The organism is Archangium violaceum, from assembly GCF_016859125.1.
Taxonomy (GTDB): domain Bacteria; phylum Myxococcota; class Myxococcia; order Myxococcales; family Myxococcaceae; genus Archangium; species Archangium violaceum_A.
The window spans coordinates 583,858-606,587 of record NZ_CP069338.1; the positions used below are offsets into that span (position 1 = coordinate 583,858).

The following is a 22,730-nucleotide window of genomic DNA, read 5'->3' on the forward strand; positions in this document are numbered from 1 at the left end:
GCCTCACGGGTGTGCGCACTGGAGGAGGAAGTCCGGGATGAGGGCAGGCAGGGGCGCGGGAGTGGTGCTGGCACTGGTGCTCGGCGCGTGCCGCTCACGCAACGCGGGGACGAATGACGCGGGCGTGTTGCCTCCACCGAGCGCTCTCACCTGCGAGGGACTCGTCCCCCTCGAGGTGCGCGAGTCCCTGCCCGGCTTCACCCTGAAGGAAGAGCGGCCCTGCCCCAGCTGCGGACCGCTCTGCACCTTCCAGTCCGCCGAGCAGAAGGACGTCACCCTCTCCATCGCCTACGACTGCCGCAAGCACTTCGAGGGAGAGGACGTGCGGGCGCTGCTCGAGCCCACCCTGCGCGCGGGTGGCGTGGAGGTGCCCGCCATGGGTAGGGCCGCCGCCCGCCGCGAGCCCGCCCCCGGCATGCTCCAGGTCGCCGCCTGGGACGACGACACGCCCTGCGGCATCGTCGTCACGTGGCTGGGCAAGGACAAGGAGCGCGCGCTCGACATCGCCCGCATGACGCTCTTCGCCACCACCAACGAGCGCCTCCTGCGGGCCGGCACGCCCCTGCCCCGCCGCCCCCGAGCATCCCCCCCGTGGACGCCCCTCCTCCCGACGCCGGATGGCCCTGAGGCCACCACGGCCTCGTCACCCGCGTAGCGCGTCCACCTCGAGCTCCGCCTCCTCCTGACTCGAGGCGCCCACCCAACCCGCGGTGGCCACGACGATGGACAGGAAGGCCACGAGCATTCCGAGCGCGAGGGGCAGGCCCACCACGTCCGCCACGAAGCCGACGAGCGGCGGGCCGGCCAGGAAGCCGCCATAGCCAGCCGTGGACATGGAGGCGATGGCCATTCCCGAGGGGACTCCCGGTGTGCGGCCAGCGGCGCTGAACATCAAGGGGATGATGTTGGCCAGGCCCAGCCCCATGCAGCCAAACCCGACCACCGCGGCGAGGGGATGGTGGAGCAGCAGGGCCGCCCCCAACCCCCCGGCGGCCAGCAGCCCCCCGGCACGCAACAGCGTCACACGACTGAAGGCCGCGGCCAGGCGATCTCCCAACAACCGCCCCGTGGTCATGGTCAGCGAGAACACGGCATAGCCCGCTCCCGCCAGGTACGGGTCGGCACTGAGCGCGTTGCGCAGGTAGACGGCGCTCCAGTCCGCCACCGCCCCCTCGGTGAGCAGGACGAGGAAGGCCAGGAGCCCCAACAACAACAGTGGCCCGCGAGGCAGCACGAAGAAGGGCGAGGAGCCAGCGATACCGGCCGAGCCCGGACCCAGGAAACGCGCGGCGGCGCCAACGAGCAGCAGCCCTCCTCCCGCCGCCCCCACCATGTGCGCGGCCGGCGAGAGGCCCGACTTGAGCACCAACATGGAGCACCCGGCTCCCACCAGCCCCCCGAGACTGAACAGGGCATGCAGCGAGGAGAGGATGGGCCGGCCCATCCACCGCTCGATGGCCACCCCGTGAGCGTTCATCGCCACGTCCATGGCGCCGTTGGCCGCGCCAAAGGCAAACAACGACAGCAAGAACAGGAACAGCTCGGACGCGCGCACCGGCAGGGCCACCAGCACGCAGAAGAGCAGGGAGCTGACGAGCGTCACCCGGCCACTGCCCCACCGCGCGAGGAGCCCCCCCGTGAGCGGCATGGACACCAGGGCCCCGCCCGCGACGGCGAGCAGCGCCAGACCGAGCTCCGCGGTGCTCAGACCCAACCGGGCCTGGACGGCGGGGATGTGCGGGACCCAGCTCGCGAAGCCGACGCCGTTGACGAAGAAGATGGTGGCGATGGCCACGCGCCTCACCCACGCCAACCGTGCATCCACGGGAAGCTTCATCGTGTTCATGTTCGTGTTCATGCGCTCAGGAGCCGGAGTGGGAGCTTGTGGAAGGGCGCGAGCTGCGCCTCGGTACCGCTGGCCTCCGTCACCAGGGTGGTCAACCGGCTGACGGGGGCCACCACGAAGGGCGATACGGTCCCGAGCTTGTCCGCGGTGAGCACGGCGACGGTCTCCGCCGCGCTCTCGAGCATGGCGCGCTTGGTCGTCGCCTCCTCGGCGTACGCGGTGGAGATGCCCACCTCGGCGTGCAGGCTGCACACGCCCAGCAGGCAGAGATCCGCCCTCACCCGCCGCAGCGCCTCCACCGTCTCCGCCCCCACCACCGTCAGGGAGCCAGGGTGCAGGCGTCCCCCCACCAGATGGACCTCGAGCCCCCCGTAGTCGGCCAGGGCCACCGCCACCGCCGGGCTGGGAGTGATGATCGTGGCGCGCAGGTCCGCGGGCAGGCTCCGCGTCACCTCCAGCAGGGTGGTGCCTCCATCGAGGAACACCACCTGGCCGGGACGGATCAGCCCGGCCGCGATGCGGGCGATGGCCTGCTTCCCCGCCTGGGGGACACCAAAGGCACGGCCCACGGACCCCTGGGTGAGCGGCAGCGCTCCCCCATGCACCCTCTTGAGCAGGCCCGCCTCGTCGAGGTCCCGCAGATCCCTTCGGATGGTGTCCTCCGAAACCTGCAACATCCGGCACAAATCCGTGGCCAACACCCGGCCCCGGAGGCCGAGCTGTTCGAGAATGACGCGCCGCCGCTCCTCGGGGAGCAGGACCGGCGCTGGCGCTTCTGGGGGAGCGGGAGGTTGCGTGCTCATGCGTTCATCTTCCTTCCGAATGCATGTTTATGCCTGTTTTCACCCGGATTCAATGGGTTTCCGCGGGAATCTCGTCGTTTTCAGGCCGTTTCATGCAGGTTTCCAGCAACCTCCGGCATGAAAACGCGCGCCTCCACGCATCCGTCGGAGCCTCCGCGAGAACGAAGTCGAGCACCCGTCCCACCATGGGGGTAAAGGAGGGAGGCCGTGTCGAACCCACAGCCCTCCGTCATCCTCAGCTTCCGGCGCACCTTCGCGCTGCTCATCGTCCTGATCGTGCTGCCGTCGGCCGGGCTCTCGGGCTTCGGAGTGGTGGCCATCATCAACGAGCGCGCCGCGGTGGAGAAACGGCTGGAGGCCGTCTGGCAGGGCACGCTGGAGTCGCTCGCGGAGGAGCTGCCCGTGCTCCTGCGCTCCGCGCGCTTCGAGCTCGTGGACGGCGAGCCCCGGCTGGAGGCCCCCGGCGGGCGGCTGCTGTCCACCCCGTCCGCCTTCCGCGTCGAGGGCCAGCAGGTGACCACCAACGACACGGAGCTCGCCGCGGCCCTGGAGGCGGTGAAGTTCTCCGCCTCGGACTTCCCGCCCGGCAGCTCGCGCTTCTCCCTCATGGTGGGCGGGCGCGCCACGCTCATCGCCGCCGAGCGCCAGGGTGACGTGGTGCACGGCGTCCGCCTGGACCAGGATGCCGTGGAGGCCCTGCTCGACGAGCGGGCCGAGCGCTGGGTATCCACCACCGAGCCGGTCCGCTTCGTCCTCGTCGCCCGCCATGAGTCCACCGGCGAGGGCCTCATGGGCAAGCTGGTGTCGGAGGTGGCGCAGGCACGGGCCAACGCGCTCGGATCCGCCGTGCTCGCCGAGCTGCTGCTGCCCCCACCCCTGCAGGACTTCCGCCTGGGCGTGGTGCCCACGGGCGAGGATCCCGTGGCCCGCGCCTCCTACCGCAACCGCTTGCTGTACGTGGTGCTGCTCGGCCTCTTCTACGTCACCCTCACCTTCGGCGTCGTCTACACCGGCCGCGTGCTGTACCGCGAGGCACGGCTTTCACGCATGAAGACGGACTTCGTCTCCCTGGTGAGCCACGAGCTGCGCACCCCCGTCACCTCCATCCGCATGTTCATCGAGACGCTCGCCCTGGGCCGCGTGAAGGACCCCGCGCAGACGCAGGAGGTGCTGAAGATGCTCACCCAGGAGACGGAGCGGTTGAGCACGCTCGTCGAACGGGTGCTGGACTGGTCCCGCATCGAGAGCGGCCGCAAGGAGTACCACCGGGAAACGCTGCCCGTGCCGGTGGTGGTGGAAACCGCCGTGTCCGCCTTCCGGGCCCAGCGCCTGGAGGGCGACATGCAGCTCACCGTCGACGTGCCCGAGGACCTGCCCCCGGTCCAGGTGGACCGCGTCGCCATCGCCGGCGCCCTGCTCAACCTGCTGCAGAATGCCTACAAGTACAGCCGGGAGGACAAGCGCATCGCACTGTCCGTCCGGTCGGCCCGCCGCTGGGTGTGCCTCACGGTGGAGGACCACGGGATGGGCATCGCACGGCGTGACAGAAAACGCATCTTCGAGCGCTTCTACCGGGTGGACAACCTGCTCACGCGAAAGACGGAAGGCAGCGGACTGGGACTGGCCATCGCCAAGCGCATCGTGGAGGCTCACGGCGGACGCATCACCCTGAAGAGCGAGCTGGGAAAGGGCAGCCGCTTCACCATCCAGCTTCCGGTGCACAAGGTATGAGCGACAAGCCAACACGCATCCTGGTGGTGGAGGACGACTTGGCCATCCTCACCGGGCTCTCCATGAACCTGAAGTTCGAGGGCTACGAGGTCCTCCAGGCCCAGGACGGCCGGCAGGGTCTGGCTCGCGCGCTCGACGAGACGCCGGACCTGCTGGTGTTGGACCTGATGCTGCCCGAGCTCAACGGCTTCGAGGTGCTCAAGGAGCTGCGCCAGCGCGGCCGGGACACCCCCGTCGTCGTGCTCAGCGCCAAGGGAGCGGAGCCGGACAAGATCCTCGGCCTCAACCTGGGCGCGGACGACTACGTGGTGAAGCCCTTCGGACTGCAGGAGCTGCTGGCGCGCATCAAGGCGGTGCTGCGCCGGCGCTACCCGGCCTCGGGGCCGCCGCCACCGGTGGGCTTCGGCGACGTGCAGGTGGACCTGAACGCCAAGACGGTGTCGCGCGGTGACAAGCCCGTGGAGCTGACGGCGCAGGAGTTCAAGCTGCTGGCCCACTTCCTCGCGCACCCGGGGCGCACCTTCAGCCGCGAGGAGCTGCTGAGCGCCGCCTGGGGCTACGACTACGACGGCAGCGCCCGCACGGTGGACAACTTCATGCGCCAGCTCCGGCTCAAGCTGGAGAAGGACCCCGAGCAACCCCGGCACTTCCTCACCGTGCGGGGGCTCGGCTACCGCTTCGACCGCTGAGCGGCCCCCCGGGCGGCCACGTCCACTGTCGGACAGTCCCGGCATTTCACCAGGTGGCTCCCGCCCGAAGGATCCTTATGGGTTGCGGGTGGGTTCAGCACCTTCGAGAACATGGCCCGTCATCCTGGCCACGTGGGCCGCCGTGACCGTGACGGGCGCGGCCCACGCGACGGAGACGGATCAGTACTTCGCGATCGACAAGCCGCCGAGGGACTCCCTCGAGATCCTCAACCAGAAGGTCAACCGCGACATCCTCGGGGCCCTGGCGCTCGTGAACCGGACAGAGGACTGGAAGAGCGTCTCCTGCGAGGACGTCGCCCATCGCATCTACCAGCACTTCCGCATCATCGGGCTCCATAAAATCGAGCTCTGGGCGGAGAACACCCCCCGCATCGACCGGACGCCCCTCAAAGCGGAGTACGACGCGTTCCAGGAGAACGCGTCCATCTACCGCAACGCGCGCCTCTGGGACTGGGGCCTCTTCTTCGGGGTCAAGGCCACGTTCAACGTCGCCGGTGTCCACATGGGCGCCGACAAGCTCTCCCACTTCTTCCAGACGGGGTGGAAGTACAACAAGCGCCACCAGGCCTACCGCAGGGCGGGAGTCCCCGAACGCGAGGCGCTCGAGAGGATCATCCGCTACGGGGTGGGCACGGAGAAAGGCTCCCTCGGCCTGACGACCACGGGGGTCTTCTCGTTCGCCGATCTCGAGGCCAACTACCAGGGGTTCCTCTTCTATCGGAGCCTGTGCGAGGACGAGAACCCACGGCTCGTGAAGACCCCCGAGGGATGGCGGCTGCGGCGCCCGTTCGACTGGCGCGAGTACGTCTCCCCCCGGCTCGACGAGAGCATCAACAACTCCGCCTTCACGGCGAAACGCTGGAGCGAGGTCCGCGCCAACCTGCGGCGGGATTACTGCCCACGGCTCGACAGTGACGTGTTCCTGGAGCACTACCGGCGCAACGCGCGTTACCCGCGAACACCGGATGACTTCAACGTCCGCTACGTCCGGGAGTTGAGCGCCCGGGGTGAGGTTCCTCGTCAGGAGGACTACTCGCTCTGGGCCGCCTGCGGCCTGAGCCGGCCAGACTTCGCTACCGCCGCGGGGAACGCTCCGGACGACGCGTTGGTGGCGAATGCCAGTCCGGCGCCACGGTACGAGGCCCCGCGTTTCGACGAGCCGATCCTCCAGCCCCGGTTCGAGGTCGGCGTGGGAGGGATCCGTTTCTCCGGCTCCGATTGGAGCGCCCTGCTCCGCACGCGGTTCGTGCTCCGGGAAGTCGTGGTGCCGGAAGACACGTGGGATGCCGTGCGGCTCCCGGAGTACCAGCTCTGGGCCTCGCTCGACGGGAGGCTCGCGGTGGGTCCCGGCCCACGGGGAGACCCGCTCCCCCATGCCGACCTCCGCTTCACGCCAGTGGAACGGCGCGTCGAGATGAACAACGCGGACACGGGCGACACGCTGTCCGCCGGGGTGGCGTGGACTCCGATGCGGCTCACCCGGTTCACCATGATGGACCGGAGCTGGGGCCTCGAGCTCTCCGTCGCCGGGGCCCGCGCGAGCATGGGGACGAGCCTCGGCGAACGGCAGCGGCTCCGGGTGTTCGCGTCCGTGGCACTGGACGCGGTCGGCTACAAGGGGGCCCTCCACCGCTCCGACCTGAGCGCGTTCCATGGCGTGCACGTCGCCACCCTGGCGGCGGAAACCGGCGCGGAGTGGCTTCCCGCCCGGCAGCTCCGGCTCGGACTCGTCCTGGGCGGCAACGCGGGCATCAGCCTGGGGTGGAGCCGCGGGGGCGGTGGATTCTCGGCCCCCTCGGACCTCGGGGCCTACGCCGAGGGCCAGGTGGACGTGACGGAGACCTTGCGCCTGTTCGCCCGCGGCCAGCTCGACGCCCTCCGCGAGCCCGCGCACCAGCGGACGCTCTCCACGCCGGCCTTCCTCCTCGGCGCCGCGGTCCGGTTCTGAGCGGCCCCTACCCGTCCACCACGCCGATGTGCCGCGAGTCCTCGGGCTCGAACGGCTTGCCGTCGAACCGCCCGTACCGCTCGCGAGGCGTCAGCCCACAGGCCTTCATCGCCCCGTCCAGCTCCTCCACGGAGAAGGGCTTCAGCTTGAGGCGGCGGATGCCCAGCGGCATCCCGGGCTGCCGGCGCTCGCGCAGGTGGAAGGCGAATACCGGCCGGCGCGGCTCGAGCGCGGCACCGGGCTCGTCCTCGTCCTCGTCTCGCGAGGACGTGGGCTCGGCCGGTGGGTTGAGCACGTCGTAGGCGAAGATGCCCGCGGGCTCCAGGTGGTGGCGCACCGTGGCCAGGAAGGCCTCGAGGTCCTCGTGCGAGCCCATCAGCCCCAGGGCGTGCTGGGGAGCGAGCACCACGGAGAAACGCTCGGACAGGCGCAGCGAGCGCGGATCGGCGTGCAGGAAGCGCATGCGGCCGGACACCTCGGGCGTCTCGGAGGCCCGGAGCTCCTCGGCGGCCCGCACCATCCGCTCGGACGGGTCCACGCCGAGCACGGACAGGCCGGCCTCGGCCAGCGCCCAGGCCACGCGTCCGTTGGCCGAGCCCAGCACCAACACGGCCCCGCCCTGCCCGGTGGCCTGGCGGGTATAGAAGAGGATGTCGGGCTCGTGCCCGACGAGAGAGAGCGGCGTGCGACCACGCGTGTCGTTTCCGGCCATTGCTTTTCCGCAGTAACACGGTTGGAGGCACAACGGGGCCAGGACCCTGCCGCCCCTGGGCACAGGTCTACCCAAACGCTGTCCGGGAACCGACGCATGGGCCCTTCCACGAGACGGGTCCGGCTGGCCCACGGCTTGCGATGCAAGGGCTCGAGGGTGCCCGGTGGGCACCTGGACTCCACAGAGAACGGGTGGGCAGGAACATGAAGGGTGGATGGCGGTGGGCGGCGGCGCTCGTCGTGACGGGCGCGGTGTGGGCGGGCTGCACGCAGACGGAGAAGCATCATGATGAGTCCGAGCAGGGCAACCCCGGACTGGACACGCCCCGGCAGGATGGGGACGGCACGATCAGGCCGCCTCCCGACGCGGGGACGGGGACGGGAACGGGGACGGATGGAGGCGTGAGCCCCGACGCGGGCACCCAGACGCCTGATTCGGGCACGCCCGACCCGGGCACGCCCGACCCGGGCACTCCCGACCCGGGCACTCCGACGCCTCCCACCGAGGCGCAAATCGATTTCCCCCAGACCTCGGGCTGGCAGTTCTTCGGCACCCAGCACGGTGGGCCCCAGCGCGTCTACGGCGTGACGGCGGACGAGGGCGGCAACGTCTGGGTTGCTGGCGGCGAGGAGGGCCTCTTCCTGCTCCGTCCGGGCGCCACCACGTTCCAGCGCTTCACGATGGCGGACGGCCTGCGGCCCTACGGCTTCATGGCCGACGGCAGCGAGCCTCCGGGTGAGAAGTACCTGAAGGTCATCTCCGTGGCGGGCGGCCCCGCCGGCACCGTCTTCGTGGGCTACGAGGGCAGGCCCGGCAAGAACGGGGATCACTGCGAGAACAACTGGGACCGCACGGACGGCATCGCTCCGGACCCGTCCCGCTACAAGAGCGGCGACGCGGACAAGGTGACGCTGCGCCCGGATGGCACCCTCGAGGTCGTCCACTACGACATCTTCTCGGGCCCCAATGTGGTGCGTGACGAGCAGCGCGGCCGCGAGAAGCTCTGCAACATCCTGCGCATCGCCTACGACAAGAACACCCAGAGCGTCTGGTTCGGCGGCAACCACGGCTTCGCCCGGGGCGATGCCCGCTTCACCGGTAACAACACCTGCAACGGGCAGCTCTCCTGCGCCGGCGTGTACGAGCACGTGCACCCGGCCATCAACGCCATCGGTGACACGGGCAATGGCGTCCTCCTCACCGACGCCTACTACGGCGTGGCGGTGCACCCGAGCGGCGATGCCTTCTTCGGCGGCGCCAACCGCTCGACGCGCTTCCGCTACGGCACCAATGGCTTCAGCTACTGGACGGCGCAGTCGATGACGGAGGATGCGCCCTACGCCTGGAACCGCTTCGACATCTGGCCCGACAAGGTGGGCGAGCCGAACATGTCCCGGCCCGAGGACCGCATCGACGACAACGTCTCCGGCATGGCCGTGGCGGGTGATGACACCGTCTGGGTGAGTTCCTTCACCCGCGGGCTCGCGCGCATGAACGCGGAAGGCGGCGACCTCCAATACGTCAAACTCCCTGTGTCCGAGCTCTCCTCGGTAGCGGTGGACCCGCTGGATGGCAGCGTGTGGACCGGCACCCGCTGGCTCGGCATCATCTACCGGGTGAAGAACGACAGCGTGCAGACCTACGGCTGCGCCCAGTTCGACAACCGGCTCTGCAACAGCCGCATCTCCGACATCCAGGTGGACCGCTCCAACGGCAGACGTCGCATCCTCGTGGGCTTCATGGGCTACGACGTCACCCACGTGCCCGGCGCCATCGGCATCTACACCGGGAATTGAGACGCGGGGGTGAAGTGTGAAGCACGGTTCCCCTCCGTGGGCACGGAGGGGAATCCGGGGTCCTCGATACCCTCACCCCGTCCCTCTCCCGGGGGGAGAGGGGTGGGGGCTCAGCTCAGGCGCAGGTGAACGACCAGCGGCAGTTGTTGGAGAGGCACTCGCGGTCGTTCGCGCACGCCGCTCCCCTCGACTTCTTGTTCTGGCACTTGCCCGAGTTCGTACCCCATCCGCAGTACTGGTTGCTCGCGCAGTGTGAATCGCTGTCGCACAGGCACGTGCCCGTGGGGTTCACGTAGCAGTCCGCGCCGCACCGCCCCGTCGTGCACTCGTTATCCGACTTGCAGCTCTGCCCGTACGTCTTCGAGTTCGGCGTGTAGCACCAGCCCACCGTGTCCGCGCAGCCGCCGCACTCCCCCGACAGGCACTGCCCATCCCGGCTGCACGAGGCCCAGTCCGCCTTCTTCGGCACGCAGTCGTTGTCTCCCGGGTTGGCCGGAATCTCGTCCTGGCAGTAGGCCGAGCCCCCGCAGTCCCCGTCGTCGTTGCACACGCAGCGTCCATCGAAGGTGGAGCACAGCACCGAGGTGCACTGGTCGCTGATGCACTCCGCGTCGAAGCGGCAGCCCTCGTTCAGCGCCTTCGTGTCCGGCGCATAGGCCATGCCGCACATCGTGGGGTAGCGCGCCTCGCGCACGGACTTGTCCTCGTACGGGGCCACCCCGCTCGTGTCGATGTCCGAGGCCGCATCCGCCATCCCCGTGCGCGGACCGTTCGCCCGCTCCCACATGCGGATGTACAGCTCCGCCGAGTTGGCGAGCCCCGCCGTGTTCGCTCCCACCCGCCCCAGGTCCTTCAACAGGTCCGGCAGCAGGCCCACGTGCGCCAGGCCGTACTCGTCGAAGTCCGTGCCCAACCGCCCCGGCCCGGACAGCACCTGCTGGCGCGCCTGCTCATCCGCCTCCGCCTGGAAGGAGGCCGAGCACGCGCCGTGCGGCCCGAAGCGCGGCCGCGTCTGCTGGATGAAGCCGTTGAGGTCCGCGCCGAAGGCCATGGGCACCTTCAGCCCCTGGCGGCCGAACTCGTACGCCTGCGCCAGCGAGCGGGTGGAACCGTGGCAGTTGTTGGCCACGCCGGACTTCGTGTACGTGCGCGTCTCGTCGTGCGCCGTGCGCAGGCCGAAGATGCCGCCCGTCTGCCGCAGGGCGCGCACCACCCACGCCGGCGTCGTCTTCTCGTCGTCCGCCAGCTTCGGGTTCATCACCTCGCGGAAGTGGCCGTGCGACACATAGAGCGGGTAGTAGGTGTTGGCCTGCGCGAGCGCGATGGAGTCCCGCACGCCCTTCTCCCCCATGTGCGCCAGGTCGATGAGCATCCCCTTGGCCATCATCGCCTGCACCAGCGCCTTGCCGTCCGCGGTGAGCCCCTTGGTGTTGCGGCAGTTGCCCGCCGCATCCCGGGCCACGTCGAAGCCGAGCGTGAAGTCCTTCGTCGTCGTGCCGCAGTCGAAGTCGATGTGGCAGTTCTCGAGGAACTGGGCCGCGTGGAAGAGGGGGTTGTGCAGCGCCGCGCCGCCGAAGCGGTTGTCCACCTGGTGCACCGGCTGGATGGAGCGCACGCCCAGCCCATAGAAGCGGTCCAGCTCGCCGCGCCAGTCCTTGTTGCCGAAGAGGTTGCTCGTCTCGATGGAGAGCACCATCGCCAGCTTCCCCGAGGAGATGATGCTGCGCGCGTGCGCGGGCGACAGGGCGATCTCCGCCCAGTCCGTGCGCGCATCGAAATCACGCGCCATCTGGAGCTGAATCTCGACGTCCGCCATCTCGTCGCACGGACGCTTGATGTTCTGGTACGGCAACACCTTGCACAGGAACTGGTTGCTCACCAGCGACACCACCACCAGCGACATGCCTCCCTGGTGCGCCTGCTTCAGCCAGCCGTCCCAGGACTGCTGGTGCGCGAGGGTGTCCCAACGGGGCCACTCGGTGCGCACCTCGCGCCGGCCCAGGTGCAGGCCCGTGTCCCCCTCCGTGCCTTCGATCTTGCCGATGAACTCCGAGCCCACCGCGCCGCCGATGCCGAAGAGCCCGGCGAGCACGGGGACGCCGCGCAGATCCACACTGCCCGAGTTGGGGCACAGCTTCAGCAGCTCGCTCACGTCCATGCGGATGCGGGCATGGTCACTCTCCGGCGCACCACCGTCACAGCGCGCCAGCGCGCCGGTGTGGCTGCCGTGGAACCAGCCGCCGCCGAAGGCCTCCTCGGCGAACATGTGGTGGTGCAGCTCCGCGAAGCCGCTCACCGCGAGCCCCCGCGCGGCCGAAGCCACCGGAGCGGGTTCGGGCTCCTGCGCCACGGGACCACAGCCCTGCGCCATCATGAGTGCCAGCGCCAGCACGGCTCTGGGCTGAATGTTGAATTCCATGAAAATACTCCTTTACTTGGAATTCATATTTATACCCCCAGTGAACCCTGAATTGAAGAGGGAGGCCCGGAAATAGCGAGCCGCCAGCTCGCGGCGCGTCGCCATTCGAGGCCCAGGCTAAAAGGAGACCCCTCCGGGTCGACGGGAACATGCAACAGCAACTCGGGGAGCTCCGAAGACTTCTGTTGCAGCTGGGAGCTGCGTACCTCATCGCGGGTGGCTGCTCGGATGATGGCTTCACGGATTTCCGAAGCTGGTTGATCTCGATGGGGCGCCGTGTTTTCGAGAACGCACTGTCGAACGCGGAATCGCTCATCGAAGTAGTCGATGCGCCCGGGCTCGAAGACATCTTCTTCGAAGAATTTCGATATGTGCCGGAGCAGGCCTATGAGGAACTGACAGGGCACGAGATTCCCACGTACGAAGAGCCCACCCCTGTCGACCCTGTCGGTGAGAAATGGAGCGAAGAGGAGGGAAATCTCGCGAGAAGATTCCCCAAGCTCTGGGCAAGATACCACCCGTGACGAAATTCGCGGGGGCTCCCTCACGACTCCACACCGCCCGCTACTTCGACAGCGTGCGGTATTTCTCGAACAGGGCCTGCTGGCGGCTGGTGAGCGGCACCTGCCGGCCTCCCAGCCACATGCCCAGGGGGCGGCTGCTCAACTCCAATGGATCTCCGTTCCACAGCACCAGGTCCGCGACCTGCCCCGCCGCCACCTGTCCGCCCTCCGTGCCGAACGCCTCCGTCACGTTGGACGTGATGGCGCGCAGTGCGTCCGCGTAGGGCAGCCCCCACGCCACCGCGTTGCCCGCCTCCTGCGCCAGCGTGCGCACCATGTGCGGCTCCCCCATCGTGGAGATGAGTACCTTCACCCCCGCCTCGTTCAGCAGCGCCGCCGCGTCCAGCCGGCTGTTCAGCCCATCGAAGTTCGAGGGCAGGTTCTGCGTGGGCTGCACGATGACCGGCACCTTCGCCGCCGCCAGCTCCGGCGCCACCATCCACGCCTCGCGCCCTCCGGCGATCAGCACCTTCAGCCCGAACTCGCGCCCGAGCGCCAGCGCCGCCCGGATGTCCGACACCCGGTTCGCCGTCACCACCACCGGCATCGTCCCCGCCAACGCCGGCTGCAGCGACTCCAGATCCAACCGGCTCGCCGACAGCGTGCGCATGCGGTTCTGCTCGAAGTCCCCCCGGCGCTTGTTGTACTCGCGCGCGTCGAACAGCAACTCACGCAGCCGCTCGAGCACCAGCGAGCGGGGACCCGACACCGCGTCCCGGCCACTCACGCCCAGGTGGATGTGCAGGGCCAGCGGCGCACGGCGCACCGTGCCGTCCGTGCTCACCCACGCGCTCTGCCCGGACACCAGCCCGCCCATCGGCACCACGCCCGCCGTGGTGACTCCGCCCAGCCGCGCCACCGGGAACGTCTCCGCCGCCGGGTTGAGGCTGTCCACGGCCCGCAGCGCCGCGCGGATCGGATTCTTCACCGCCTCGCCCCGCAGGGAGTCGTCCACCGTGGACTCCTCCGCTCCAATCTCCACCACTCCCAGGCTGGTGAGAGGATCCACGAAGCCCGGCGCCAGCACCCTCCCCTCGCCGTCCACCGTGCGGCACCCCGAGGGCACCGCGCCGGCCGCCCCCCTCGTCCCCACCCGCGTCACCTTCCCGTTCTCCACCAGCACCGAGGCATGCGCCATCCACGTGCCGTTGGAGAGCACGGCCACGTCCTGGAACGAGGTGCACGAGGCCTCGGCCTTCAGCTCGAGCGGCCGGGCGCACCGCGCGTCCTTCGTGGGCTCGCAGCGCACGTCGAGCCCCGCGTCCTTCAGGGCCGGCAACGCAGAGGGCCGCGCCACCAGCTTCGCCGCGGCCTCCACGCGCTCGCCCAGCTCGAAGTCACTCGCATCCACGACGCCCCGGTCCGCGTCATAGGTGACGACCCCATCCGCCCAGACGCGCTGCGCGCGGGCGTAGACGGACAGCGGGTGGTTCTTCCACAGCACCACGTCCGCCATCTTCCCCGGCTCCAGCGAGCCCGTCCTGTCCTCCACCCCCATCACCCACGCGGGGTTGAGCGTCACCCAGCGCAGCGCCTCCTCCTCGGAGATGGGGACACCGGACTCGCGCGCCCGCCACAGCGCCTTGCCCGCCTCCTGGTTGAGCCGCTGGATGCCCAGCGCCGAGTCCGAGTGGATGACGGCGCGTCCGCCCGCCTGCGACACCAGCGCCGCGTTCTCGGGAATCCCGTCCCAGGCCTCCATCTTGAAGCCCCACCAGTCCGCCCACGTGGCCACCGCCACCTGCTTCGCCGCCAGCTGATCTCTCAGCTTGTAGGCCTCCAGCGAGTGGTGGAAGGCTCGGATGGAGTAGCCGAACTCGTCGGCCACCTGGAGCATCACCGCCATCTCGTCCGCCCGGTAGCAGTGGTTCTGCACGAGGATGTTGCCGCGCATCACCTCCACCAGCGTCTCCAGCTGCAAATCGCGCAGCGGCGCGGGTCCGGCCTCCTCGGGCTTCTTGTCGTGCTTCTTCTTCCAGTCCTCCTGGCGCTCCATGTACTCGCGCGCCCTGGCGAAGGCCTGGCGATAGCCGGCCACGTTGCCCATGCGCGTGGAGGGCGCGCGGTGCTGGCCCATTCCATAGACGCGGCGCGGGTTCTCGCCGCACGCCATCTTCAGGCCGTCCTTCGCGCCGGGAAAGCGCATCTCCGCCGCCGAGCGTCCGAAGTGCAGCTTCACCGGGAAGCCGCGTCCGCCAATGAGGTTGGCGCTGCCGGGCAGCACCAGCATGGACGTGATGCCGCCCGCCGCCGCCCGGCGCAGCCCCGGATCCTGCGGCCAGAAGGAGTGCTCGGCGGAGACCTCGGCCGTCACCGGAGCCGTGGCCTCGTTGCCGTCACTGGTGGAGCTGGTTTCCGGCGAGGCGTACACGCCCAGGTGGCTGTGGGCGTCGATGATGCCCGGCGTCACGTACAGGCCCGTGCCATCCACCTCCTCGGCTCCGGGCGGGGTGGCCACGTCCGCATTCCGGCCCACGGCGAGAATCTTCCCGTCCGCGAAGGCGATGGCACCGTCCTCGATGGCCGGCCCCGTGGCGGGCATCACCGTGGCGTGCCGCACCACCACCGGGCGCTCCTGGCGGAAGGTGGCCGCGGGGGTGGAGGCGCTCGCGGTGTTGGACCCGGCGGAGACGGGCCCGGCCGAAGTATTGGAGGCAGACGGAACGGTCGCGCAGGAGGTCAACAGCAACAGGGAGAGGTGGCGATAGCGCATGGCCGCCCTCGTATCACGATAGAATCTGGGGCGCCCATGACCTCCGCTCCCCCAGTCCCCAGCCCCACGCACACGGTCCTCGGCGAGAGGGCTCGAGGAGAAAGGCTCGCGGCACAGCGGTTCCACCTGGTGTTGCTGGACACCGAGCACGCCGGCACCGTCTTCCCGATCGGCGGCGAGCTTCTGCGCATCGGCAAGGCGCCGGACAACGACGTCGTGCTCGACCACCCCAGCGTCAGCCGCAGCCACCTGCTGGTGCGCCGTCAGGGGGACCGGTTCCTGGTGCAGGACCTCGGCTCCACCCGAGGCACGCTCCTCGATGGCGCCCAGGTGCGCGAGGCCTGGCTGCGGCCCGGTGCCCTCATCGCGGTGGGCGACGTGCGGCTGCGCTTCAGTCCCCAGGTGGCCCCGGTGGAGATCGCTCCCTCCGCCGAGGACACGCTGGGCGAGCTGGTGGGCCGCGGCGTGCCGATGCGGCAGATCTTCGCGCTCCTCCAACGCATCGCCCCCACGGACTCCTCGGTGCTGCTGGTGGGCGAGACGGGCACGGGCAAGGGCGCCGCGGCCAGGGCGCTGCACAAGCGCTCCCCGCGCGCGTCGGGGCCGCTCGTGGTGTTCGACTGCGCCTCGGTGTCGGACTCGCTCATCGAGAGCGAGCTGTTCGGCCACGAGAAGGGCGCCCTCACCGGCGCGGTGGGCCAGCGCACCGGCTGCCTGGAGCGCGCGCACGGAGGCACCCTCTTCTTGAATGAGATCGACGCGCTCGCCCTGGAGCCGCAGCTCAGGTTGCTGCGCGCCATCGAGGACCGGGAGCTCCACCGGCTCGGCGCGCCGGAGCCCGTGCCCTTCGACGCGCGCATCATCGTGGCGAGCAGGAAGGACCTGTGGGCGCAGACGCAGGCGGGCCGCTTCCGCGAGGACCTGTACTTCCGGCTGTCCGTCTTCACGGTGACGCTGCCGCCGCTGCGCGACCGCAAGGAGGACATCGCCGTGCTGGTGGATGCCTTCGGAGGCGAGGGGTCGTGGGCGCGGCTGCCGGAGAAGGTGCGCGAGCAGTTCCTCGGGCACACGTGGCCGGGCAACGTGCGCGAGCTGCGCGACGCCATCGAACGCGCCCGGCCCCCCTCCACGGGCGAGCTGCTCCCGGTGGCGTACTCGGGCCCCTTCAAAGCGTGCAAGGACGAGCTGGTGCGCGCCTTCGAGCGCGAGTACCTCACCCGGCTGCTCAGTCACACCAAGGGCAACATCGCCCGCGCCGCGCGCGAGGCCGGGTTGGATCGCAAGTACCTCTACTCGCTGCTGCACAAGTACGGACTGGTGCAGAGCGAGGGGGACTGACTCAATCCCAGCCGAGCTGTGCGCGCACCGCGTCCGGCAGGTGGGCGCGGAGGGTGGACAGGGGAATGCCCTCGTTGAACCGCGCCTGGAACGCGGGCTCTCCGCCGTGGTGGAGCGCCACCAGCGTCCAGTCCTGGTTGAAGCAGGGAGAGCCGGAGGAGCCTCCCAGGGTATTGGTCCGATACGTCACCCGGGTCCGGGCCGCGTTCACCGCGATGACGCCGTGGGTCTCGATGGCCAGCCGCGACCGCGCCCCCTGAGGAGGCTGGACGATGATGACCGGCGAGCCGGGCGCGAAGTCGTATGCGTCCGCGGGAACCTCGAGCCAGCCGCGGATCCTCCTCCCATCGATGAGCTCCCGCCCTGGCTCGTCCCTCACCCGCAGCAAGGCGTAGTCCAGCTCCTCCACCGTCGCCTCCCGGAGCTTGGGGTTCATCAAGTCGACCGGGCTATGGGGGCTGGAATCGAGCAGCCAATCCCGCGCCAGCCCATGGCGCCTGCCCTCCGGCGCGGAGCCCGCCTCCGAGCGCTGGTAGTCGAAGCGCAACCCCACGAGCTCCGGGGACACCGTCCCCCTGAGCACCTCGTGCACCACATGGTGATTGGTGAGCACCAGGTCGGGAGCGACCAGGAAGCCCGTCCCCACCGCCCTGCCCGCGAGCTCCACCCGGCAGACCTGCCGTTCGATGGCCTCGAGCCTCTCACGCCAGCGCATGGGGTCCAGACGGGAGCGGGTGTCGACGAGCAGCTTCTCGAGCGTGGGGCCAGGAGCCTCGCGCTGGATGGAGGCCGAGTACTCCTGGACGAAGGCCTCGAGCCGTGGATTGCCGGGAGAGTCCCGCACGGCGCCCTGGATGAGCTCGTGGGTCCACCCCTCCCGCTCGGCCTCCTGGATGAGTTGGAACACGCGCTCGCGCGGCGGCCCGTCGGTGAAGTCGTCCAGGTCCCGGTTCAGCGTGGACCGGACCAGGTGTTGGAGGAGCCGCAATCGGGGAAAAGCGCTGAGCAGCGCTTCGGACAACCTCGCCCGCTGGGCTCCCGTCAGTTCCATGCATGGGCTCCGCGTCGCATGGCTGTCAGGAGGAACGACGGCGGCGCGCCATCAGCGGAGCGAGTGCGCCCAGCAGCAGCCAGGGCGCGTCCGCCGCGAGGCCCGAGGTGCAGCCACACCCGGACTCCGTCGTACTCGGGGCGGCCCCCACCTTCACGGAGAAGGAGCAGGTCGCCGCGTTGCCCGAGGCGTCGGTCGCCGTGACCTGCACCCGGGTATCGCCCGGAGGGAAGGTGGCACCGGGCGGCGTGGAGTAGTCGAGGATGACGTCCGAGGCGGTATCCATCGCCTGCGCTGGCGAGTAGTTGATCACCGCGCCCTCCCGGCTGGTGGCGGAGGCCTCCACGTCCGCCGGGCAGGTGAGGAGGGGTGCCCGGGTGTCCTTCACCGCCACCGTGAAGGTACAGGTATTGGTGTTGCCCGCGGCGTCGGTGGCCGTGACGGTCACCACGTTGTCCTTCACGGGGAAGGCCGTCCCGGACTCCTGGCTGTAGCTCACCGTGGGCGCCACCGCGCCGTCATCGGAAGCCCGCGCGGGGCCGTAGCCCACCAGGGCGCCAGAGCGGCCCGTGGCCTCCACCGTCACGCTCTCCGGGCAGGTGAGGCTCGGCGGAGTGCAGTCGCCGAAGAAGGCCGGGGAGACCGAGTACGGCTCCCGTCCCCGGAGCCCATCATCGGCGGAGAAGTAGAGGGCGTCGCCCGTGAACGTCAGCTGCTGTGGATCCCGGATGGCCAGCTCGGGCGCCGCCAGCCGGGTTCCCTCCTCCGTCCCATCACTCATCCACAGATTGAAGCCGTTGCCATCGTCCGCCGAGAAGAAGAGCATCGAGCCCCCCGCCGTCAGCGACTGCGGCGACGAGCCCAGGCTCCCGGCGCGGAGCTCCTTGACGAGCACCGTGCCCTCCTCCGTCCCATCGCTCTTCCATAGCTCGACACCGCTGACGCCATCATTCGCGGTGAAGTAGAGCGTTCCGTTCAGGTCGGTGAAGGCGTTCGGGGTCGAGCCCGTGCTCCCTTCGAAGATGTCCGCGAGGAGCCTCGTGCCCTGCTCCGTCCCGTCACTCACCCACGGCTCGGAGCCGTACTCGGCGTCCTTCAAGCGGAAGAAGAGCTTGTCCCCCGCGGCCTTCAAGCTCTCGGGCGAGGTGATCGTCCTGCCCGCGCTGTCCTTGACGCGCACCGTGCCCGCTTCCGTCCCATCGCTCTTCCACAGCTCGCTGGCGGCGGTGCCGTCGGTGGCCGTGAAGTAGAGCGTGCCGCCCACCACCGTCAGTTGCCCCGGGTTGGCGTTGGTGGCTCCCGGCGCGATGTCCTTGACGAGCCTCGTGCCCGCTCGAGTCCCGTCGCTCGTCCACAACTCGAAGCCGTGGATGCCATCATCCGCGGCGAAGAAGAGGGTGTCGTTGCCCAGGAGCCTCATCGACCTGGCGGTGATGGAGCTGCGATCGCCGGGCAGGATGTCCGCGACGAGCTTCGTGCCATGGAACGTCCCATCGGTCTCCCACAACTCCCGGCCCGCCACATGGTCCGCGGCGGCGAGGAAGATCTTCCCGTTCATCACGAGCATGTCGGTGATGCCGCTGGCTTCCAGCCCCTCGCCAATCTCCCGCACCATCACCGTGCCGGCTTCCGTCCCATCGCTCCTGAAGAGCTCGGATCCGTGCACACCGTCATTCGCGGAGAAGAGGAGCACCCCGTCCAGCGCGGTCATCAGGCTCGGCCGCGAACCCGCCGCCCCGGGGTTGATGTCCTTGACGCGCACCGTGCCGTCTTCCGTCCCGTCGCTCTTCCACAGCTCGGCCCCGGACTCTCCGTCGCTCGCGACGAAGTAGAGCGTCCCGCCCATGCGCAGGAAGGAGGAGGGCGACGAGCTGTCCGACCCCCTGGCCACGTCCTTCATCGCCGCGGGAGGACGGCACCCGGGGAGCGGAGTGGCCTCCGCATGAGCCAACGGGGCGCTCCCCCCCGTCAGCACGAGCGCCAGGGGACACAGCCACTCCAGGGTCCGACGAGACATCCACTCCCTCCTTCTCCAGACGGAGTGCGCCCCACGCGGGCGCACGAAAAAACACAGGGGGCGCGGGGCCCGGGGAGTGTCCCGGGAGCCTCGCGCCCCCTGCATGAAAGCCTGCTACGCCTTGGTTTGCATCACCGGGAGGGCGACGGACGCCCCCCCGGTCCCCGAGCGATTACAGCTCGTTCAGGTCGTAGTACTCGGCCGACGCGTTGTCGTGGTTGCTGACGCCGCCCACCGCGAGCACCGTGCCGTTGTTGAGCAGGGTCGCCGTGTGACGGTAGCGGTCCACGTTCATGAACGCCGTGACGCTCCACTTGCCCGTCGCCGGGTCATACAGCTCGGAGGCGGTCATGATGCCCGTGAGCTGGTGGTAGCCACCAGCCACCAGCACACGGCCGTCCGGCAGCAGGTTGGCGGTGTGCCACTTGCGCGGCTCCTTCATGCTGCCCGTGGCCGTCCAGGTGTTGGCCGCCGGGTCATACAGCTCCGCCGAGGAGCTCAGCGCCACGTCGATGCCCGCACCGCCCGCCACCAGCACCTTGCCGTTGGGCAGCAGGGTGGCCGTGTGAGAGGAGCGGCCAGCGCCCATGCTCGCCACGCTCGTCCACGTCCCGGAGGCCGGGTCGTAGATTTCCGCGGAGTTGATGAGGGCGTCGGAGGCATCGCTGCCGCCCGTCACCAGCACCTTGCCGCCAGGCAGCAGGGTCATGGTGTGGTAGGCGCGCGCCGTCTGCATGCTGCCGGTGTACGTCCAGGAGCCCGTGGCCGGATCATACAGCTCGGCCGAGGCGAAGACGTTGCCGTCGTACTCGGTGACGCGACCACCGGCCACCAGCACCTTGCCGTTGGGCAGCAGCACCGCCGAGTGGTGGAAGCGCTGCTGGTTGAGCTGACCCGCCGGCTTCCACTTGCCGATCGCGGGGACATACAGCTCCGCGGTGGCGTCGGTGATGGGGCACGAGCCGCCGCCCGTGATGAGCACGCGGCCATCCTGCAGCTTGGTGGCCGTGTGACCGCGGTGCGCGCCCAGGGTGTTGCCCGTAGCGGACCAGGTCTTGGTCTCCGGGTTGTACAGCTCCGAGGTGGTGTTGAAACCACCGGCCACCAGCACCCGGCCGTCGTCCAGCAGGGTGGCGGTGTGCAGCATGCGCGGCAGGGCCATGCTGCCCGTCAGAATCCAGCCGCCGTGCCGGTCCTCGCACTCGCCGGAGGGGCCCGGAATCACGGTGACGGTACGGGTGGCGGTGCCCACGTGGCCCGCCGCGTCCTTCACCGTGTAGGTGAGGGTGTAGGTGCCCGCGACCTTGGTGTTGACGGAGCCGGAGACGGTCACCGCGGAGCTCAGGTCACCCTGGCAGGCGTCATTGGCCCTGGCGCCGGCCTCGACGTACGCGTTGCCGCACGTCATGGTGATGGAGGGGTAGCCGGACACCGTCACGACCGGAGCCTGGGTATCGCTCACCGTCACCGTGCTGGTGCAGGTGGCGGTGTTGCCAGCGGAATCCCTGCCGGTGTGCGTGACGGGGGTGCTGCCCACCGGGAAGCGGCCGGCGCCGGGGCTGCTGGAGTACGTCGCGTCGCTGCAGTTGTCATCGCCGTACGCCTGGCCCGGGTCCACGTTCGCACCGCCCGAGACGCACTCGGCCGACACGTTGGCCGGGCAGGTGATGGACGGAGCCGTGGTGTCGACGACGGTCACCGTCGCCGTGCAGGAGGACCGCTGGCCCGCCGAGTCGACGCAGGTGAGCGTCGCCGGGGTGGAGCCCAGAGCGAAGTTGCTCGGAGACTGGGTGCAGCCCGTCAGGTCACCGTCCGGGTCATACGAGCCGTTGTCGATGTTGATGAGGCTGCCGGAGACGGAGCAGACGAGGCTGTCGGCCGACACGGTGACATCCTTGCAGAGCGCCACCGGAGGACGGGGAACGGCGACCAGCCGGCAGGAAGCGCTGCAGGAGCCGGAGCCGTTGGAGGCACCGGTGTCGCACTCCTCACCGGGGTCCAGCGTGCCGTCACCGCACCAGTGCAGACGGCACACGGACGAGCAGGCCGTGCCGGGCACGCCGTTGCTGGCGCCCGTGTCGCACTCCTCGGGGTACTGCATCACGCCGTCGCCGCAACGCACGGGGATGGCACCGCGCGCCAGGACGTAGGGCACGCCGTGCGAGCCGTCCGCGAAGTCCATGGAGCCCGGCAGGCGCGCGCCGTAGGTCGGGTCACGCGCGATGACGAGCGGGGTGAAGTTGGCGGCCGGGAAGGAGTCGAAGGCCTCGTGAACGGAGCAGCTCCAGTTGGAGAGTTGCGCGTCCGTCACGCCATCGAGGGCCGCGTGGGTGGCCACGATGTGGGCGTTGTCGTAGCAGCCCACGCCCGTCACGGTGAAGGTGCCGAACGGCTCGAGCACCGGCACCACCGTGTTGGCCGCGGTCCCGTGGTAGTAGCAGCTCAGGTTGATATAGGCACCCGTCTTGCCCTCCTGAGCGGCGGCGAACTTGACGGAGTTCTGGGAGAACAGATCCGCCGCGTGGTACACGGGGTCGGTTCCCACGACGATGACGTTACCGTCGACCACCGGGCCCCAGATCTCGCGGGTCTCCTCGACCACGGAGATCAGGCTCGGGCTGGTGCTGCACGTGGGGTCCCCCAGGATGATGGCGCGATAGGTGGCGAAGTCCGCCGAGGTCTTCGCGGCCCACTCCGCGTCGGAGACGACCTCCACCGCGTAGCCCAGGCTCAAGGCGGCCTGCGCCTCGACACTGTATTCACCATCGGTGACCGTACCGGCCAGGACGAGGACCTTGTTGCTGCTGCCAAGGCCCTGCGGGCGCGTGCTCACGGCCGAGGGCGGCACCGCCGACCTCGACTCCTGGCTCGCACCCTCCGAACTCGATGGCGCTCCGCCGCCGCAGGCCGCGAGCAACAGCACGCTCAGGGCCATCAACGTCCGGCTGCGGAAACCACTCCAACTCTTCTCGTGGGTATCAGACGGCATCCGTACCCCCTCCCCTATGTTCAGACGCATCGCTCTCTCCTTCGAGACGCTTTGCGACGATGGCAGTGAGGTCTGACCTCACCGCGCGTTCTCG

The 22,730-nt window shown here is 69.7% G+C and carries 15 protein-coding genes; 7 read left to right on the forward strand and 8 right to left on the reverse strand.

The window, feature by feature from the left end; all coding sequences use genetic code 11:
• Window positions 1-37: 37 nt before the first annotated feature.
• Complete coding sequence (locus tag JQX13_RS02495; protein WP_239014491.1) at window positions 38-655, forward strand: hypothetical protein; 618 nt, start codon at window positions 38-40, stop codon at window positions 653-655.
• Here the strand turns inward: JQX13_RS02495 and JQX13_RS02500 are convergent.
• On the reverse strand, window positions 644-1,846 hold the full coding sequence (locus tag JQX13_RS02500; RefSeq protein WP_203407484.1) for an MFS transporter: 1,203 nt from the start codon (window positions 1,844-1,846) through the stop codon (window positions 644-646). The genes JQX13_RS02495 and JQX13_RS02500 overlap by 12 nt on opposite strands.
• An 8-nt stretch (window positions 1,847-1,854) precedes the next feature.
• Window positions 1,855-2,649: a DeoR/GlpR family DNA-binding transcription regulator gene (locus JQX13_RS02505; RefSeq protein ID WP_203407485.1), complete on the reverse strand. Its 795-nt coding sequence runs from the start codon at window positions 2,647-2,649 to the stop codon at window positions 1,855-1,857.
• Between the two features lie 207 nt (window positions 2,650-2,856).
• On the opposite strand from JQX13_RS02505, the gene JQX13_RS02510 reads away from it, so the two are divergent.
• The 3 genes from JQX13_RS02510 (at window position 2,857) to JQX13_RS02520 (ending at window position 7,038) form a co-directional block, all read left to right on the forward strand.
• Window positions 2,857-4,380: a sensor histidine kinase gene (locus JQX13_RS02510; RefSeq protein WP_203407486.1), complete on the forward strand. Its 1,524-nt coding sequence runs from the start codon at window positions 2,857-2,859 to the stop codon at window positions 4,378-4,380.
• On the forward strand, window positions 4,377-5,069 hold the full coding sequence (locus tag JQX13_RS02515; RefSeq protein WP_203407487.1) for a response regulator transcription factor: 693 nt from the start codon (window positions 4,377-4,379) through the stop codon (window positions 5,067-5,069). Before JQX13_RS02510 ends, JQX13_RS02515 begins: the two co-directional genes overlap by 4 nt.
• A gap of 88 nt (window positions 5,070-5,157) precedes the next feature.
• Window positions 5,158-7,038, forward strand: a complete 1,881-nt coding sequence (locus tag JQX13_RS02520) for a hypothetical protein (RefSeq protein ID WP_203407488.1) — start codon at window positions 5,158-5,160, stop codon at window positions 7,036-7,038.
• A 7-nt stretch (window positions 7,039-7,045) separates the two neighbouring features.
• On the opposite strand, the gene JQX13_RS02525 is transcribed toward JQX13_RS02520, so the two are convergent.
• The gene (locus JQX13_RS02525; RefSeq protein ID WP_203407489.1) at window positions 7,046-7,750 is read right to left on the reverse strand and encodes a class I SAM-dependent methyltransferase; all 705 of its coding nucleotides are present in this window, start codon (window positions 7,748-7,750) and stop codon (window positions 7,046-7,048) included.
• Window positions 7,751-7,953: 203 nt separating this feature from the next.
• On the opposite strand from JQX13_RS02525, the gene JQX13_RS02530 reads away from it, so the two are divergent.
• On the forward strand, window positions 7,954-9,546 hold the full coding sequence (locus JQX13_RS02530; RefSeq protein WP_203407490.1) for a hypothetical protein: 1,593 nt from the start codon (window positions 7,954-7,956) through the stop codon (window positions 9,544-9,546).
• 115 nt (window positions 9,547-9,661) lie between these two features.
• Here the strand turns inward: JQX13_RS02530 and JQX13_RS02535 are convergent, their stop codons facing one another.
• Complete coding sequence (locus JQX13_RS02535; RefSeq protein WP_239014492.1) at window positions 9,662-11,965, reverse strand: membrane dipeptidase; 2,304 nt, start codon at window positions 11,963-11,965, stop codon at window positions 9,662-9,664.
• Between the two features lie 149 nt (window positions 11,966-12,114).
• On the opposite strand from JQX13_RS02535, the gene JQX13_RS02540 reads away from it, so the two are divergent.
• The gene (locus JQX13_RS02540; protein WP_203407491.1) at window positions 12,115-12,489 is read left to right on the forward strand and encodes a DUF4240 domain-containing protein; all 375 of its coding nucleotides are present in this window, start codon (window positions 12,115-12,117) and stop codon (window positions 12,487-12,489) included.
• Between the two features lie 40 nt (window positions 12,490-12,529).
• Here the strand turns inward: JQX13_RS02540 and JQX13_RS02545 are convergent, their stop codons facing one another.
• Entirely contained in the window at window positions 12,530-15,241 is a 2,712-nt protein-coding gene (locus JQX13_RS02545) for an amidohydrolase family protein (RefSeq protein WP_203407492.1), read from the reverse strand.
• 36 nt (window positions 15,242-15,277) lie between these two features.
• On the opposite strand from JQX13_RS02545, the gene JQX13_RS02550 reads away from it, so the two are divergent.
• On the forward strand, window positions 15,278-16,579 hold the full coding sequence (locus JQX13_RS02550; RefSeq protein WP_203407493.1) for a sigma 54-interacting transcriptional regulator: 1,302 nt from the start codon (window positions 15,278-15,280) through the stop codon (window positions 16,577-16,579).
• A gap of 1 nt (window position 16,580) precedes the next feature.
• Here the strand turns inward: JQX13_RS02550 and JQX13_RS02555 are convergent, their stop codons facing one another.
• From JQX13_RS02555 to JQX13_RS02565, 3 genes are all read right to left on the reverse strand, one after another.
• Window positions 16,581-17,630, reverse strand: a complete 1,050-nt coding sequence (locus JQX13_RS02555; RefSeq protein ID WP_203407494.1) for an effector-associated domain EAD1-containing protein — start codon at window positions 17,628-17,630, stop codon at window positions 16,581-16,583.
• 25 nt (window positions 17,631-17,655) lie between these two features.
• Complete coding sequence (locus JQX13_RS02560; protein WP_203407495.1) at window positions 17,656-19,647, reverse strand: ELWxxDGT repeat protein; 1,992 nt, start codon at window positions 19,645-19,647, stop codon at window positions 17,656-17,658.
• A 172-nt stretch (window positions 19,648-19,819) separates the two neighbouring features.
• Window positions 19,820-22,636 carry a kelch repeat-containing protein gene (locus JQX13_RS02565; protein ID WP_239014493.1) on the reverse strand — a complete coding sequence of 939 codons (2,817 nt, stop codon included), beginning with the start codon at window positions 22,634-22,636 and terminating at the stop codon, window positions 19,820-19,822.
• Window positions 22,637-22,730: the final 94 nt, after the last annotated feature.